We start from the raw sequence: 13,889 nt of genomic DNA, 5'->3' as shown, positions 1-13,889 counted from the left end.
GAAAGCGAGACTAGGGCCTAGCTTGGCCGGCCAGACGTCTCGAGATCGGTGATCCACTTTCGGACGTCGCGGGTACACTCGACGAAGCGCTCCGCGGCGGGACTCAGAGTCCGATTTTTGAGTTTGACTATTGAGAGTGGCCAGGACCGGAGCGGCAAGTTTACTGGCAGGACTGCGAACGAGTTGAGACGTGCCCACGATCGCGGATAGGCGCTGAGGAAGGCCTCGTTCTTGAGGAAGTGTGCGCCGAGGTGCACGCTGAAAGTGACTATACTTACTTTCGGCACGCCGAGCCCTCTCGCTGCGAACGCCTGCGCGATCCACTCGTAATTCCAGGTTCCAGGCGGCGCGAGGATCCAGGGCTGGTCCGCAAGTTCGGCCAGGTCTATTTTGCGACGGCGCTCCCAGCTTGTGTGGCGGCCAGCCGTTACAACGAGCGGATCATCGAAAAGCGTTTCCACATGCAAGTCGTCGGTGAAATCGTCTCGCGACAGCGGGGTCGGCCAGCGCGCCAGGATAAGATCGTATTTGCGGCTCCGTAGCTCCTCGGCAAACCGTATCGAAGGCGAAGGGACGTCCTCCACATGGAGCACGACGCGCGGATATTTCTTTGAGAAGTTTTCTACGATCCAGGGCAGCGCTGTTGCGGCGATCGATTCCGGACAGCCGATCGTCACCTCGCCCGTCGTCGGATCGGACAGAAATTGGATGTCCTTGACGCTTTGTCTCAATTCATCGAACACCGCGACGCTTCTTTTGAGCAGCGCATTTCCATAAATCGTCGGTTCCACGCCGCGCGGACTGCGATCGAGGAGCCGGACGGCAAGGATGTGTTCGAGATTGGCGATTGCTTCCGACACGGCCGGCTGTGACATCGCCAGCTCGCGCGCAGCTTTCGCCATGCTACGTGATCTCGCTACGGTCGAGAGGATGTACAGGTCACGCACGCGCAGGCGCCTGCCCAGCCTGCTCTCCCACTCCATGGTCACCTTAGCCATAGGTTGTACCTATAGGGCTAGAGCCAGATTCACGATAGGGCCTATACCCCTCGGCGTCGTAGATTCAATGGAAATCGCTTCATACCTGCGGCCAAAACCCGATGCGGTTCTTTCGACGAAATCTTCTGCACTTCGCCGGCGCCGCTGCCACAACGTCGACGTTTTCACGGGTCGCCTACGCTGACGGCTATCCGACGAAACCGGTTCGGCTGATCGTTGGCTTCCCTCCGGGAGGCGGCACCGACGTCGCTGCGCGCTTGATCGGGCAATGGTTGTCAGAGCGGCTCGGACAGCCGGTGGTCATCGACAACCGGCCGGGTGCTGGCAGCACCATCGCCACCGAAGTGGCCGCTCGTGCGGACGCAGACGGTTATACCCTTCTTTTGGTCAGTACCGCCCACGCCATCAACGCAACTTTGTACGACCGCCTCAACTACGACTTTGCTCGCGACATCGCACCCGTCGCCGGGTTCATGCGCGTGCCAAATGTCCTGGTCGTCAATCCTTCCCTTCCGGTCAAGAGCCTTCCGGAATTCATGGAATTTGCCAGGGCCCATCCGGCCAAGATCAACGTGGCTTCTGGCGGCAACGGCACGTCACAGCATCTGTCTGGCGAGTTATTCAAGATGATGACCGGCTTGAACATCGTCCACGTGCCTTATCGCGGCGCGGCACCGGCATTGGCCGACCTCGTCGGAGGTCAGGTGCAGGTCATGTTTGGAGACATGCCTTCGACGCTGGAATTCATCAGGGCCAGAAAGCTGCGCGGCCTTGCGATCACAACGGCGGCACGATCAGAAGTGTTACCCGATCTTCCGACCGTGAGCGAGTTCGTGCCCAACTACGAATCCAGCGCCTGGTATGGCATCGGCGCTCCCAAAAACACACCGGCCAAGATCGTGGAGAGGATCAACAGGGAACTCAGCACTGCAGTCGCCGACCCGAAGATGAGGGAGCGACTTGTCATATTAGGCGGCACGCCGCTTGAGGGCACTCCTTCGGACTTCGCCAGGCTAGTCGCCATCGAAATCGAAAAATGGGCTGAGGTCGTGCGGTTCTCCGGCGCCAAGGTGGAGTGACTACAACTCAGCAGCTTCGGCCTAGGTTGGCGCGCCGCCTCGCCCACTACCAGGGTCGCGGCCATTCGCCGAGGCCGGCCTATGTCCCGCGCGACGAATACCGCGCGCGTTCCCGCTGACGCTCGACCTGCGCTGCGCGTTCTGAGGCGTCAGGTGAAGAAATTGGTGCGGAAGCCCGGCGGCCAGTGTTTTGATTGCCTGAGCAGCGGCGCGCGGCGGCGGTTGTAGATCGCGTTGACGGCGTCCTCGTCCTGCTTGTTGGCGGTCGGCCGCGAGCGCGCGACAACGATGTTGGAGGACGTGTCGGCCGGGTTCGGCGCGCCCTTGACGAAGACGCCCTCGAGAATGTCGACGCGCCGCGTGGTGGCGGTCGGCTTGCCGGTGCGCACCGACCAGGTGAATTCGACGATCCAGTCCGCCGCCCAGTTGAAGCGGCCGAGGATCTGGACAGGCGCGGTCGCGTTGGCGCGCGTCACGAGATAGACGTTGAATTTCTGCGCGCGCGCCGCCATGGCGAGAAAATTGCGCGCGCCGGTGAGGCTGTTCTGGAACCGGTAAGGGATCGTGTTGTTGGGGTGGTCGCCGAAGCGCACCTTCACGTTGAAGCCGGTTTTCGGCGTGGTGACGCGGTCGGTCTGCAGCGTCGCGAAATCGAAGATCTTGTCGTCGATCGTCTGTCCGGGGCCCGACTGCACGTCGAGCGAGGGATTGGCGGTGAAGCCGGCCTTGAGGTCGAGGTTGCAGGAGCCCTCGCTGTCGCGCCGGCCCGCATAGACGAATTCGTAGAACATCAGCTCCGTCGTCTGCACCATGCCGATCTGGCGGTCGCCGATGTCGAACTCGTTGGCGGTGGCATCGAGAAACACGCTGCCTTCGAGCTCGACCGCGTCGAACAGCTTCACCTTGCCGGCGGGCGAGCGGTCGCCGGCCGTGAGATTCGCGCCCTTGGTGCAGTGGAGCAGCGCGAATTGCGTGCCGGTGTGGCAGGCCGCGGTTGCGCCGCTGGTGGTCCAGGCGATCTTGGCGGTGGAGGCGTCGAGATTGATGGCCATGACGCTACGAGAGCCCCTTCGGTTTGTCGCTGCTGAAGGCGTCCGCGCGCGCCTGCACCGCGCTTTGCGCGGCGCAGGCCTTGTCGAGCCGCTCCATGGTATGCGCGCCCACGATCCCGTCGGCGACGAGCCCGTTGGCCTTCTGGAACGCCATCACCGTCTTGAGCGTCTCCGCCCCGAAGATGCCGTCGGGCAGGCTCGCGCCGTTCTTTGTCGAGATCGGCATCGCAAAGCCGAGGTCGATGAGCGCGAGCTGCAGCACATGCACGCCGTCCCCATGGGAGCCCCGACGCAGCGGCGGACTGTTCGTGGAGGCGCGCACGATGTCGGGCTCGCTGGAAAAGCGGGCGCATTGGAGGGCCATGGCGCATCCTCTGTCGGGGCGCGAACACTCGCGCCGCAAATGTCTGCGGGATGATGGCACATCGCGACCTGGTGTCGTAGGCCCTGAATTCCTGCGGCGTGCCGCTCGACGACTTCCTCCCGCGGAACGGGCCTCAGCGTTCCGCCACCGCGCGCCCCTTCGGATCCAGGTACTTCCAGATTGCCGCGTCGCGTCGGTATGAATCGGCGCGATACTGCAGCTTGCCATCGGCATCCGCGAACGCGGTCTCGTACACCACGAATACCGGCACAGGCTTTGGCAGGGCGCGTCGGGTGGTGTCGCCGGTCGCGATCGTTTCGTTGATTGAATCGATCGGTTCCCGCATCAGCAGAGCGGCCAACTGACGTGGGTTCTCCACCCTGATGCATCCATGACTGATGCGGCGCCCGTTGAGGCTGAACAGGTGCTTGCCCGGAGTGTCGTGCAGGTAGACGTCGAACCGGTTCCTCATGTCGAAGATCAGTTGCCCGAGCCCTGAGTTGGCTCCTGCCCGCTGCTGCAGGCTGCCATCGGGCAGCATGACGATGTTGCGCTTGGCCAGATAAGTCGGGTCGAGACGGGCCTTGGGCATGATCTCCTGGTTGGTGATGTCGTCCGGGATGTTCCAGGGCGGATTGAACCAGACGGCCTCGATCGGGACTTCGAATTCCGGGCTCTGATTGCGCACGTCGTCCTGGCCGACAATGACCCGCGTGGAGAAAATCGGCCGATCGTCGCGGTACAGGACCAGCCGCTCATCGGCGGCGTTGACCCAGACACGGTCCGCCGGCAGTCGCCGCGGCAGCCAGCGTTCGCGTTCGAGGTTTACCGCAATCTCGCGCATACGCGGCGTTGCGGTCGTGCCTCCGCCCGCGCGAGCGTCCTTCAAAGCCTGGCGCAGCAGCCGGTAGGTCGGCGTCGTCGGCGCCAGCGCTTCGATCACGGCGGCGGGATCGGGGCTGCCGATAGCCTTGTCGAGAACGGCAGCGGCATCGACCGGGTCAGGGGTCAAAGCGTGGTCATCTCTTCGGCGCTCGAGCGGCATGTACCCGCGCGCCAGCGCGTCGGCATAGGAAAGGAAGGCGTCGGACAGCAACAGCTCGCGATCGACTGTCGGCAATGTTGGCGACTGCAGCAGATTTGCGTGGAACAGGTCAGGGGAGAGGCCATGTTCGCCGGCGCGCGACACCGCATCGATCAGTGCATTCGCCTGGCCCTGCCGGGCCGTCCAGACCGGCGCAAAGCCATGGCGCGCGTAGAAGCGTTTCAGCAATTCGACGTTCAGCCGTTCACCCGCGACGACCGACTTGGGCGCGTTCTCGATCAGTTCGCTGAATTTGACATCGCCATGCGCCACCGTCGGGCGTGACGGCGCCGCGGCCAGAGCTACGGGCCGCTCCTTGCCCGCTGCAGGCGCTGCCGGCTCGGTCGTCGAACAGGCAGCGGTGGCGAGCACAATCGCGACGGCGGCTACCGGTCCGACGCGTGCCAGAAGGCCTCGCTGATACAAAGCTTTCACGCCATGATCCCTAGAACAATCGTGCCGTCGAGAACCAGCTTGCTTTAAGTGGCAGGAAAAGCAAGATTTTCACTTGGCGGGTCGGCCGCCGTGGTCGATGTGGAGCGTTGCGGCGGCGGAGGCCGATATATTTGTGTCCAAGCGGTGGAACCGGAACCGCCCCTTCAACGTTGCCGTCAGCCATTTACCGATTGTTTCCGGTTGTTGTAGAGTTCTCGAGTACCTCAACTTGTGGAGGATACGATGTCCGATGTTGCCAAAAAGATGGCTCGCACCACGGTGCTTGCCATTCTGATTCCAGCGGCTCTGCTCGCGGCCTGCTCACAGCCGGCCCCGCCGCCGCCGCCACCGCAGCCGCAGGCCGTCGCTCCGCCGCCGCCTCCGCCTCCTCCGCCGCGTGTCCGCGGCTAACCTGCAGTAAAAGACTCAGGGATCCAATCCTCGAGAGCTGCGTAAGCTAAAGCCGCCCTGTGCTGGTCTGCACAGGGTCCGGCTTCGGGCGCGAGCGTGCGCCTGCAGTGGTCTCGTCTCTGCGTGGGAAACGCCACAGTCATGGTAGCGCCAGCGCTGCCAAATGGCTTGGGGCACTTCTCTCGCAACCGATGAGGTCGAGCCATGAGCACCGACGGTTTTCCCGGGGCGATCTGGATCCCCGCGCATACCGACCGCTACGCCCGCAGAGACTCCCGTACCATCGACGAGATCGTCCTTCACATCACCGAAGGCGGAACGGACAAGGCCGAGATCACGGCCCACAACGCATTCGGCGGCCCGAAGTACCTCCAGGGCGGGAAATGGATGCAGCAGGCCGCCCACTACATCGTCGGGCGGGACGGCACCGTCGTGCAGTGCGTGCGCCACAAGGACGTCGCCTATCACGCGGGGACCGCAAACGACTGGACGGTCGGCATCGAGCACAACACGCGCGGAGGCGGCAGCAGCAAGGACACGAAGCTGACCGCTGCGCAGTATATGAAGTCGGCGGAGCTGGTTCTGTGGCTGTGCAGGATGCTCGGCTTTGCCGCGGACCGCTATCACATATCCGGTCACTCGGAAGTCGATCCCGGCACGACGCACTCGAGCTGCCCAGGTCGCGTGCTCAACTGGGACCTCTATATGGCGGCCCTCTCCGATCAGCAGGAGATCGCGCAGGGACGGACGCCGATGCGATTGTGGAATGACAATGAAATCTAGGCCGTGATTTGCCTTCGGGTCTTCGGGGCGATATAGGCAACTGAATACAACGCCTGTATCGCCAGAGGAGACCCTCGTGAAGATCAGCGCCAGGAACCGCCTGAAAGGCCGCGTCATCGAGGTCAAGAAGGGCGCCACCACCGCGCATGTGCGGCTCGATGTGAACGGCACCACGGTCACGGCCTCGATCACCAACGAGGCAGTCGACGAACTCGGTCTGAAGGTCGGCCAGGACGCCTACGCCATCATCAAGGCCTCGGACGTCATGGTCGGCCTCGACGGCTGATGGTCCGGGGCTGATGGTCCGGCTGAACGAGGTCCGTTCTGGCGAGGTCGCGATCGACCTGCCTGAGCGCACCGACGCCGAGCTCTATTTCATCGGCCGCATCCACACGCCGTGGACCGATCGGCTGACCTGCCCGCGCCAGGGCCGCGCCGATGGCCCGACCTGCCGCATCGAAATGTTCGCCCCCTGGGACAAGGGCCTCGACAGCATCACCGAGTTCGAGCGGCTGGAAGTGCTCTACTGGCTGCATGAATCACGGCGCGACCTTGCCCTGCAAAGCCCGCGCAGCGACGGCCAGGCGCGCGGCGTGTTCTCACTGCGCACGCCGGTCAGGCCCAATCCCATCGGCACGTCGATCGTGCAGCTCCTCAAGGTCGAGGGCCCGATGCTGTTCGTCCGCGGCCTCGATTGCCTGGACGGCACGCCGCTGATCGACCTCAAACCTGACCGCAGCCGGTTCGCGCCATTGGCGCCGGCGCAGGCTGGCGATTTCCAGGTCGGCGACCCGTGAAGACCAGCCGGCGTGCGGCTCTTGCACTGCTTGGCGCCGGCCTGCTGGCACGGCCCTCGTGGGCGCAAGCCCGTACCATCACCGATTCAGCCGGACGCAAGGTCGTCCTGCCCGATCGCATCAATCGCGTGTTCGTTGCCGGGCCGCCGGCATCGGTGCTGGTCTATACGCTCGCGCCCGATGCGATGGTGGGCTGGATCCGCCTGCCGACGGCGGCGGAGAAGGAATTCCTGACAGCGCCGGCGCGCGACCTGCCCGAGACCGGCCGGCTTACCGGCCGCGGCGACACAATGAGCCTGGAGCGCCTGGTCGCGGCCAAGCCCGATCTCGTGGTCGACTTCGGTTCGGTGACGGACACCTACATGTCGCTTGCCAATCGCGTGCAGGAGCAGACGGGCATTCCTTATGTGCTGATCGACGGTACGTTTGCCGCCACGCCGGCATCGCTGCGCCTCGCCGGCGACATCCTGGGCCGGTCGGCGCGCGCCGCCGAACTCGCTGATTATGCCGACAAGTCCTTCGCCAACGTCGATGCCGTGCTGGCGCGCGTGCCGGCGGGCAAGCGGCCACGCGTCTATCTGGCGCGTGGCCCCGAAGGCCTGGAGACGGGTGGGCGCGGCTCCATCAACACCGAGATCATCGAGCGCGCGGCCGGCGTCAACGTTGCCGAGGGCCTGGGCGGACGCGGCAACACCGCCAACGCCTCGCTCGAACAGATCATCGCCTGGCAGCCCGATGTCATCGTCACGCTCGATGGGGCTTTCCATCAGGCCGTGAAGAGCAAGCCCGGTTGGGACCAGGTGCGCGCCGTCGCCGAGAACAAGGTCTTCCTCGCCCCCAGCCTGCCGTGGGGCTGGATCGACGCGCCGCCGTCGCTCAATCGTCTGATTGGCCTGCGCTGGCTGCTCGCCACCTTCTATCCGACAGAATCGGGCATCGACCTCAACGCCGACACGCGCGCCTTCTACGCCTTGTTCTACGGCGTTAAGCTCGACGATGCCCAGCTCGATCGACTCCTCGGTGGTGCGGCCGCGCGCTGACGCGCGCCGCAGCGCCGTCGTCATCGGCGGCCTTCTGGTCATCCTGCTGTTGGCCGTGCTGCTGGCGGCCATGCTCGGGCCGTATCCGCTGACTCCCGGCGAGGTCATCGCCGCGATCGCGCGACGCGTGATCGGCACTGCCCAGCCAGGCCCGGTCGATACCGTCCTGTTCCAGATCCGCCTGCCGCGCGTGGCGGCCGCCCTGCTGGTCGGTGCGGCGTTGGCTGCGGCGGGCGCGAGCTACCAGACGCTGTTCCGCAATCCCCTGGTCTCGCCCGACATCCTGGGCGTCTCGGCCGGCGCAGGCTTTGGCGCCGTGCTGGGCATCCTGCTGTCGTTGCCGGTTTTCGCCATTCAGGGGCTGGGCTTCGTCACCGGCATGATCACCGTCGGCATCGTCTACACACTTGCCCGTGCGCTGCGCAGCCAGAACGAGATTTTGGTGCTGGTGCTGGCCGGCATCGTCGTCGGTGCGTTGGCCGGCGCCGGCATCTCACTGGTGAAGATTCTAGCCGATCCCTACAACCAGCTTCCCGCCATCACCTTCTGGCTGCTGGGCAGCCTGTCCGGCATCAAGGTCGCCGACATGCAGACCGTGGCGCCGCTGGTGCTCCTGGGGCTGGTGCCGCTCGGACTGCTGCGCTGGCGCATCGGCGTGCTGTCGCTGGGCGACGACGAGGCCAAGGCGCTGGGCGTCAACGTGCGCTTCGTGCGCGGCGTGGTGATCCTGGCGGCCACGCTGATCACCGCCACCGCCGTCTCGGTATCGGGCGTCATCGGCTGGATCGGTCTCGTGATCCCGCACATGGCCCGCCTGCTGGTCGGCCCGCGTTACGACCGCGTCCTGCCGGTGGCCGCGCTGATGGGGGCCGCCTTCCTGGTTCTGATCGACACCGTGGCGCGTACGGCGGCGCGCATCGAAATCCCACTCGGCCTGCTGACCGCGCTGTTCGGCGCACCGGTCTTCGTCTGGCTGCTGGCGCGCGGCCGGCGCATGTGGAGCTGAATGTGCTCGGCGCCCGCGGTCTTTCGATCGGCTACGACGGCCGCACCGTCGCGGCGGGCATCGACCTCACGGTGGCGCGCGGCGACGTCTTATGCCTGCTCGGTCCCAACGGCGCGGGCAAGACCACGCTGTTCAAGACGCTGCTCGGCCTGCTCCCGCCGATCGCGGGTGACGTCACGGTCGGCGAGCGGCCACTCGGCTCGCTCACGCGCGCCGAGCTCGCAAAGTCGATGGCCTATGTCCCGCAGGCCCAGGTCATGGAGTTCGCCTATACCGTGCTCGACCTCGTGCTGATGGGCCGCACCGCGCATCTCGGGCCGTTCTCGGCGCCGGGCCGGCGCGACCACGAGCGCGCGCACGCGGCCCTCGCCGATCTCGGCATCGCCGATCTCGCCGACGCCGAGGCCAACCGCATTTCGGGCGGCCAGCGCCAGCTCTGCCTGGTGGCGCGTGCTCTGGCCCAGGATGCGCCGCTGCTGGTGATGGACGAGCCGACCGCCAGCCTCGATCTCGGCAACCGCCTGCTGGTGCTGGAGCGCGTGCGCGCGCTCAAGGCGCAGAACTATGGCGTCGTCTTCTCGACCCACGATCCCGACCAGGCGCGCGAGCTCGCGACCACGGTTGCGGTCATCGCCGGCGGCAGGCTCGCAGCCTATGGCGCGCCCCAGGACACGGTCACCGGGCCGATCCTGTCGGCGGTCTATGGAGTCGATGTCGTGGTCGAGCGCACCGAGAGCGGTCGCCACGTGGTGGCGCCACGTTATTGAATCTGGCGCGGGTCGGACTTGGCCACGGCGGCGAGCAGGAAATGGGCAAGCTTTTCGACCGCGCTTGCCGGCAGCGACAGTCCGACCGTTGCGGGCCCGATGCCGACCGCGAGCAGCGTCTCGCCCGAGGGCAGGGGACCGACATGAAGGGAATCTGTCGGCACCAGCGACAGCGGCGCGTCTTCCGTCGCCGGATTGCGTGGCAGGGAGCGGCCGAGCAGCAGCAGGAGGGTATGAGCCGCTGCAGGTCGGCGCCGGGAATGCTGAGCGTCGCGCGCCGGCCATCGCGACACTGCACGGTGCGGGAAACCGTGTTCAGGTCGGGGTCGGATTCGCCGGTGACCTCGCTGGCCTGCGCCAGGTCGATCGGGCTTTCGGGGTCTTCGTCCAGGGGCGCCATCGCTGTATCCGAAAGGATACAACGGCGTCGCGCGGATCACCAGTCAATGCAGCTTCTGCCCGGCGGGTGCCGACAGGAGGCGCGACAGGGTGCGCATTTCCGGGGTCGAGGCGCCGTAGGCGCGGCGTTCCATCTCGCGATACAAGCGCACGATGTCGTTGCCGGTCTCGGTGACGACCGCGCCGCCGCCGCCGCCGCCGCCGGTCTGGGCGGTGACCACCGGCTCGCGGAACATGTGGTTCAGCTCGTCGATCAGCAGCCAGGCCTGCCGGTAGGACATGGCGAGCGCCCGGCCGGCCGCCGAGATCGATCCGGTTTCGTTGATGAGCTCGAGCAGGCGGACCTTGCCCGGCCCGATCGAGCGTTCGCCGCCGAAGTCGATGCGCAGATGCAGCGACGTCTTTTCGGCAGCCTTCGGTGTCTTCCTGACGGTGACTTTTCCCATCAGCCCATCCCAGCAATTGTCTTGCCGGGATTATGCGTTGGCGGGCGGCGGGAAGCCAGATGCCGTCAGGCTGCCGGATAGCCGATCACGGCCATTGTCGAGCTGCAGGGGCAGGGAGCAACGCCGCCCTCCTGGCGGACAGGCTTGCCGCCGGCGTCGCGTCTTGACACTATCGCTATATCCGTTTGACTATATCGATATGGTTTGCCCGTGACAGCCATCCCTCGCCTCGATCCATTGGCCGTGCGCATCCAGACCGGCGCCGGCTTGCACGGCACGCGCCTGTCGCCGCTGCCCCTGCGCATGATCGAGCCGCAACTGGACCTGGCGAGCCAAGGCCGGGCGCGCCGCACCAGGATCTGGGAACTGTCCAATCACCTTCACTGCTCGATCGTCGGTACCTGCCTGTCAACGGCCGAGCTGCGCCAGGTCGTGGCGAAGACGGGCCCGGCGGCTGACGGCTCCTCGGAGCACGACCTTCACCATCGCGGCGTGACGCTCGCCGGCCAGCGCGACGGCGCGGCCAAGCTTCTGCACAAGGCGCTCGACCGCAAGCATCGCGCCGCAATCGCGCGCTTCGACAAGGCGGGCACGGTCGACGAGGTGCGCACCGAGTGGCGCGAGGCCGTCAAGCGTGGCGATATCCCTGGCGGCTATTGGGCCGCGATGACGCATCCGGCAGCCAGCGACGCGCTGGTGCGCGAGGTCTTCGGCGAGGTCCACATGCTCTCCCATCTGGTGGGAGCGGCCAATCGCGCCGACATCCGCAAGCTTGCCGAGCTCGAGGCCGAGAATGACCGCCTGCGCGCCAAGCTTGCCCGCCAGCAGGACCAGTTGCGTGACGGCCTCACGCGGCGCGATGCCAGGATCCAGGAGCTGAACGACCTGCTGGCCCGTCGCATCGGCGAGGAAGCTGCTGCCGGGCAACCTGACGATGCCTCGGAGCGCGCCGCCCTTGAAGGTCTGGTCGCGAGCCTGGAGCAGCGCCTGCGATCTGAAGGCAACCGTCGTATCGCTGTCGAAGAACGGCTGGCGCGCCGTACCGAAGAGCTGGCCCGCGAGCGCGAGCAGCATGCCGCATCGCGTCACCAGGAGGCAGTCCTGCGTGAGGAGTTGGAGGCCATCGAGCCGGACATTGCTTCGCAGGCCGCCGAAGGCGAGGCGTCACCGGCCTCGCTGGCCGGCCTGTCGCTGCTGTATGTCGGCGGCCGCACCGACCGGCTTGGCCATCTGCGGACGCTGAGCGAGCAACGTGGCGTGACGTTCCTGCATCACGATGGCGGCGTCGATGACCGTAGCGGCCTTCTGGCTGGCCTTGTGAGCCGCGCTGACGTCGTCATGTTCCCGGTCGACTGCGTCAGCCACGAGGCGGTGACGATCGTCAAGCGTCTGTGCCGCCAGACCGCCAAGCGCTATGTGCCGTTGCGGAGCAGTGGCACGAGTTCCTACGTCGCGGCGCTTGCCCGGTCGGCGGGCGAGCGCACGGATCGCCACCAAGCGTCGATCTGATCGGCGTCCGCCGGCATGGTCACTGAGAGCGGTGCGGCATAGTCCTGCCACGCGGCCATATAGGCTGGCGAAACGGACGTCAGGACGGGAATGCCGGCTTCGATGGCGGCAGTGAAGGCATCGCGCAGCCCGCCGCCGTTCTTCTCGAGATTGCCGAACTTGCTCAACACCACGAGGTCGCAGCCCGCTGCCACGTCGCGTTGAACGGTCCCGGCCGCCGCCAGCGCGCCGGCGCCGGCAAGGTGGCAGCCCTTCGCGGCTGGGCCGAGATCCTGGAAGATCTGGAAGCGCTCGCCGCTGGCCAAGCTGACCAGATAGCCCGCGGTACAGGCGCGATCGGGCAGGCCGTGATCCTCGGCGATCACGCCCGCGAGGCGCGATGACGACCGCCAGCGCTCGGCCAGCGAGCGGAATAGGGCCTGCACTTCGGCGCTCGGCGCGCCTTGCACGACGGCAATCTTCTTGGCGGGCTCGGCCATCTCACCCTCCGGCTGGTCTGCTTCGCGAAGGGTGATCGCTGGCCCGCCGACCGTCAACGCTATATTCGCTTCGCTATCACGGTCTGGCGGCCCCAAGATGCCGTTCCAATTTCTGCGCGAGGCTTTCCTGCTCGCCTGTCGACCCTGTCGCCTACCGCACCCGATGCCCGCTAGGATGCGGGAAAGGAGCACGAATCGTCATGCAACACGTAAAGCTCGGCCGGACCGGCCTGCGGGTGTCGAGGCTCTGCCTCGGGACGATGACCTTCGGCCTGCAATGCGACGCAGCGCAGAGCAACGCCATCCTCGACGCCGCGGCAGCAGGCGGCGTCGACTTCCTCGATACCGCCGACGTCTACCCGTTGGGCGGCGGCCACAACACCAAGGGCCGCACCGAGCAGATCGTCGGCGACTGGCTCAGGGGCAAGCGCCACGACTTCATCCTTGCCACCAAATGCGTCGGCCAGATGGGACCCAAGCCGTGGGACCTCGGCATGTCGCGCAAGCACATCCTCGACGCCATCGAGACCTCGCTGAAGCGGCTCGGCACCGACTACATCGATCTCTACCAGCTGCACGGCTACGACGCGCACACGCCGATCGACGAGGCGCTGGAGGCGCTCGACACGGTCGTGCGCTCGGGCAAGGCGCGCTATGTCGGCGTCTCCAACTGGCCGGCCTACAAGGTGGCGCGGGCGCTGGGCCGCAGCGAGCTGAAAAATCTCGTGCGCATCGATTCGGTGCAGCCGCGCTACAACCTCCTCTTCCGCAGCTTCGAGCGCGACCTGCTGCCGCTCTGCAGCGAGGAGACGATCGCAGTGATCCCCTACAATCCGCTGGCCGGCGGCCTGCTGACCGGCAAGCACGATCCCAAGGCCGCGGCACCCGAGGGCTCGCGCTTCCAGCTCGGCACCGCCGGACCGCGCTATCGCGAGCGCTACTGGCACGAGCAGGAATTCTCGACCATCGAAGCGCTGCGCAAGGTCGCGGCCGAGGCCGGGATGAACATGGCGACGCTCGCCATGCGCTGGGTCCTGTCGAACCCGGCCATCACCGCGCCCATCATCGGCGCCAGCCGGCCCGAGCAGCTGGCCGACAGCCTGGCGGCGGCCGAGCAGGGGGCATTGCCGAAGGATCTGAAGACCAAGCTCGATGAGATCACGGCGGAATGGCGCGCTGTGGACGCCGAGCGCTGACGGGGTGACAGCTTGCGGTTGCCTGCACTGCTGGCACGGTACCC

The 13,889-nt window shown here is 66.2% G+C and carries 16 protein-coding genes; 9 read left to right on the top strand and 7 right to left on the bottom strand.

The annotated features are described in order from the left end of the window. Nucleotides 1–17: 17 nt before the first annotated feature. Nucleotides 18–983, bottom strand: a complete 966-nt coding sequence (locus RSO01_RS31170; RefSeq protein WP_281291546.1) for a LysR family transcriptional regulator — start codon at nucleotides 981–983, stop codon at nucleotides 18–20. 116 nt (nucleotides 984–1,099) lie between these two features. Here RSO01_RS31170 and RSO01_RS31165 point away from each other — a divergent pair, with 116 nt between their 5' ends. Continuing rightward, complete coding sequence (locus RSO01_RS31165) at nucleotides 1,100–2,077, top strand: Bug family tripartite tricarboxylate transporter substrate binding protein (RefSeq protein ID WP_147154463.1); 978 nt, start codon at nucleotides 1,100–1,102, stop codon at nucleotides 2,075–2,077. Nucleotides 2,078–2,226: 149 nt separating this feature from the next. On the opposite strand, the gene RSO01_RS31160 is transcribed toward RSO01_RS31165, so the two are convergent. The 3 genes from RSO01_RS31160 to RSO01_RS31150 all read right to left on the bottom strand — a co-directional run bounded on the left by RSO01_RS31160 (nucleotide 2,227) and on the right by RSO01_RS31150 (nucleotide 5,012). Further along, the gene (locus RSO01_RS31160) at nucleotides 2,227–3,129 is read right to left on the bottom strand and encodes a hypothetical protein (protein WP_147154462.1); all 903 of its coding nucleotides are present in this window, start codon (nucleotides 3,127–3,129) and stop codon (nucleotides 2,227–2,229) included. Between the two features lie 4 nt (nucleotides 3,130–3,133). Continuing rightward, entirely contained in the window at nucleotides 3,134–3,493 is a 360-nt protein-coding gene (locus RSO01_RS31155) for a peptidoglycan-binding domain-containing protein (RefSeq protein ID WP_147154461.1), read from the bottom strand. Between the two features lie 133 nt (nucleotides 3,494–3,626). Then, the gene (locus RSO01_RS31150) at nucleotides 3,627–5,012 is read right to left on the bottom strand and encodes a L,D-transpeptidase scaffold domain-containing protein (RefSeq protein ID WP_147154460.1); all 1,386 of its coding nucleotides are present in this window, start codon (nucleotides 5,010–5,012) and stop codon (nucleotides 3,627–3,629) included. A gap of 615 nt (nucleotides 5,013–5,627) precedes the next feature. On the opposite strand from RSO01_RS31150, the gene RSO01_RS31140 reads away from it, so the two are divergent. The 6 genes from RSO01_RS31140 (at nucleotide 5,628) to RSO01_RS31115 (ending at nucleotide 9,816) form a co-directional block, all read left to right on the top strand. Next, on the top strand, nucleotides 5,628–6,206 hold the full coding sequence (locus RSO01_RS31140) for an N-acetylmuramoyl-L-alanine amidase (RefSeq protein ID WP_147154459.1): 579 nt from the start codon (nucleotides 5,628–5,630) through the stop codon (nucleotides 6,204–6,206). A gap of 76 nt (nucleotides 6,207–6,282) precedes the next feature. After that, nucleotides 6,283–6,492 carry a TOBE domain-containing protein gene (locus RSO01_RS31135; RefSeq protein ID WP_147154458.1) on the top strand — a complete coding sequence of 70 codons (210 nt, stop codon included), beginning with the start codon at nucleotides 6,283–6,285 and terminating at the stop codon, nucleotides 6,490–6,492. A gap of 13 nt (nucleotides 6,493–6,505) precedes the next feature. Continuing rightward, entirely contained in the window at nucleotides 6,506–7,003 is a 498-nt protein-coding gene (gene tsaA / locus RSO01_RS31130) for a tRNA (N6-threonylcarbamoyladenosine(37)-N6)-methyltransferase TrmO (RefSeq protein WP_147154457.1), read from the top strand. Next, nucleotides 7,000–8,043, top strand: a complete 1,044-nt coding sequence (locus tag RSO01_RS31125) for an iron ABC transporter substrate-binding protein (protein WP_147154456.1) — start codon at nucleotides 7,000–7,002, stop codon at nucleotides 8,041–8,043. Before tsaA ends, RSO01_RS31125 begins: the two co-directional genes overlap by 4 nt. Further along, complete coding sequence (locus RSO01_RS31120) at nucleotides 8,000–9,049, top strand: FecCD family ABC transporter permease (protein ID WP_147154455.1); 1,050 nt, start codon at nucleotides 8,000–8,002, stop codon at nucleotides 9,047–9,049. Before RSO01_RS31125 ends, RSO01_RS31120 begins: the two co-directional genes overlap by 44 nt. 2 nt (nucleotides 9,050–9,051) lie before the next feature. After that, nucleotides 9,052–9,816, top strand: coding sequence for an ABC transporter ATP-binding protein (locus RSO01_RS31115; protein WP_308933104.1), 765 nt, complete (start codon nucleotides 9,052–9,054; stop codon nucleotides 9,814–9,816). Here RSO01_RS31115 and RSO01_RS31110 read toward each other — a convergent pair. Together RSO01_RS31110 and RSO01_RS31105 are read right to left on the bottom strand one after the other, a co-directional pair. After that, a complete protein-coding gene (locus RSO01_RS31110; RefSeq protein WP_147154454.1) occupies nucleotides 9,810–10,109 on the bottom strand; it encodes a hypothetical protein in 300 nt (99 codons plus the stop codon). The genes RSO01_RS31115 and RSO01_RS31110 overlap by 7 nt on opposite strands. Before the next feature lie 150 nt (nucleotides 10,110–10,259). Next, nucleotides 10,260–10,661 (bottom strand): winged helix-turn-helix domain-containing protein, encoded by a 402-nt coding sequence (locus RSO01_RS31105; RefSeq protein WP_147154453.1) that lies wholly within the window; start codon nucleotides 10,659–10,661, stop codon nucleotides 10,260–10,262. 210 nt (nucleotides 10,662–10,871) lie between these two features. Here RSO01_RS31105 and RSO01_RS31100 point away from each other — a divergent pair, with 210 nt between their 5' ends. Next, complete coding sequence (locus tag RSO01_RS31100; protein WP_147154452.1) at nucleotides 10,872–12,170, top strand: DUF2325 domain-containing protein; 1,299 nt, start codon at nucleotides 10,872–10,874, stop codon at nucleotides 12,168–12,170. Here RSO01_RS31100 and RSO01_RS31095 read toward each other — a convergent pair. After that, complete coding sequence (locus RSO01_RS31095) at nucleotides 12,107–12,649, bottom strand: DUF2478 domain-containing protein (protein WP_147154451.1); 543 nt, start codon at nucleotides 12,647–12,649, stop codon at nucleotides 12,107–12,109. The genes RSO01_RS31100 and RSO01_RS31095 overlap by 64 nt on opposite strands. 200 nt (nucleotides 12,650–12,849) lie before the next feature. On the opposite strand from RSO01_RS31095, the gene RSO01_RS31090 reads away from it, so the two are divergent. Next, nucleotides 12,850–13,845 (top strand): aldo/keto reductase, encoded by a 996-nt coding sequence (locus RSO01_RS31090; RefSeq protein ID WP_174825969.1) that lies wholly within the window; start codon nucleotides 12,850–12,852, stop codon nucleotides 13,843–13,845. The last annotated feature ends 44 nt before the right edge of the window (nucleotides 13,846–13,889 follow it).

Source organism: Reyranella soli, assembly GCF_007992495.1.
In the GTDB taxonomy this organism is placed as follows: Bacteria; Pseudomonadota; Alphaproteobacteria; order Reyranellales; family Reyranellaceae; genus Reyranella; species Reyranella soli.
Note: the sequence above shows the minus strand (reverse complement) of the source record. Positions and strands in the feature narration are given on the sequence as shown.

Bases quoted from the DNA above. Each gene is read 5' to 3' on its own strand.
- RSO01_RS31120 (WP_147154455.1), top strand. From the start codon at position 8,000: ATGCCCAGCTCGATCGACTCCTCGGTGGTGCGGCCGCGCGCTGACGCG.
- RSO01_RS31090 (WP_174825969.1), top strand. From the start codon at position 12,850: ATGCAACACGTAAAGCTCGGCCGGACCGGCCTGCGGGTGTCGAGGCTC.
- RSO01_RS31165 (WP_147154463.1), top strand. From the start codon at position 1,100: ATGCGGTTCTTTCGACGAAATCTTCTGCACTTCGCCGGCGCCGCTGCC.
- RSO01_RS31095 (WP_147154451.1), bottom strand. From the start codon at position 12,649: ATGGCCGAGCCCGCCAAGAAGATTGCCGTCGTGCAAGGCGCGCCGAGC.
- RSO01_RS31140 (WP_147154459.1), top strand. From the start codon at position 5,628: ATGAGCACCGACGGTTTTCCCGGGGCGATCTGGATCCCCGCGCATACC.
- RSO01_RS31105 (WP_147154453.1), bottom strand. From the start codon at position 10,661: ATGGGAAAAGTCACCGTCAGGAAGACACCGAAGGCTGCCGAAAAGACG.
- tsaA (WP_147154457.1), top strand. From the start codon at position 6,506: ATGGTCCGGCTGAACGAGGTCCGTTCTGGCGAGGTCGCGATCGACCTG.
- RSO01_RS31155 (WP_147154461.1), bottom strand. From the start codon at position 3,493: ATGGCCCTCCAATGCGCCCGCTTTTCCAGCGAGCCCGACATCGTGCGC.
- RSO01_RS31170 (WP_281291546.1), bottom strand. From the start codon at position 983: ATGGAGTGGGAGAGCAGGCTGGGCAGGCGCCTGCGCGTGCGTGACCTG.
- RSO01_RS31160 (WP_147154462.1), bottom strand. From the start codon at position 3,129: ATGGCCATCAATCTCGACGCCTCCACCGCCAAGATCGCCTGGACCACC.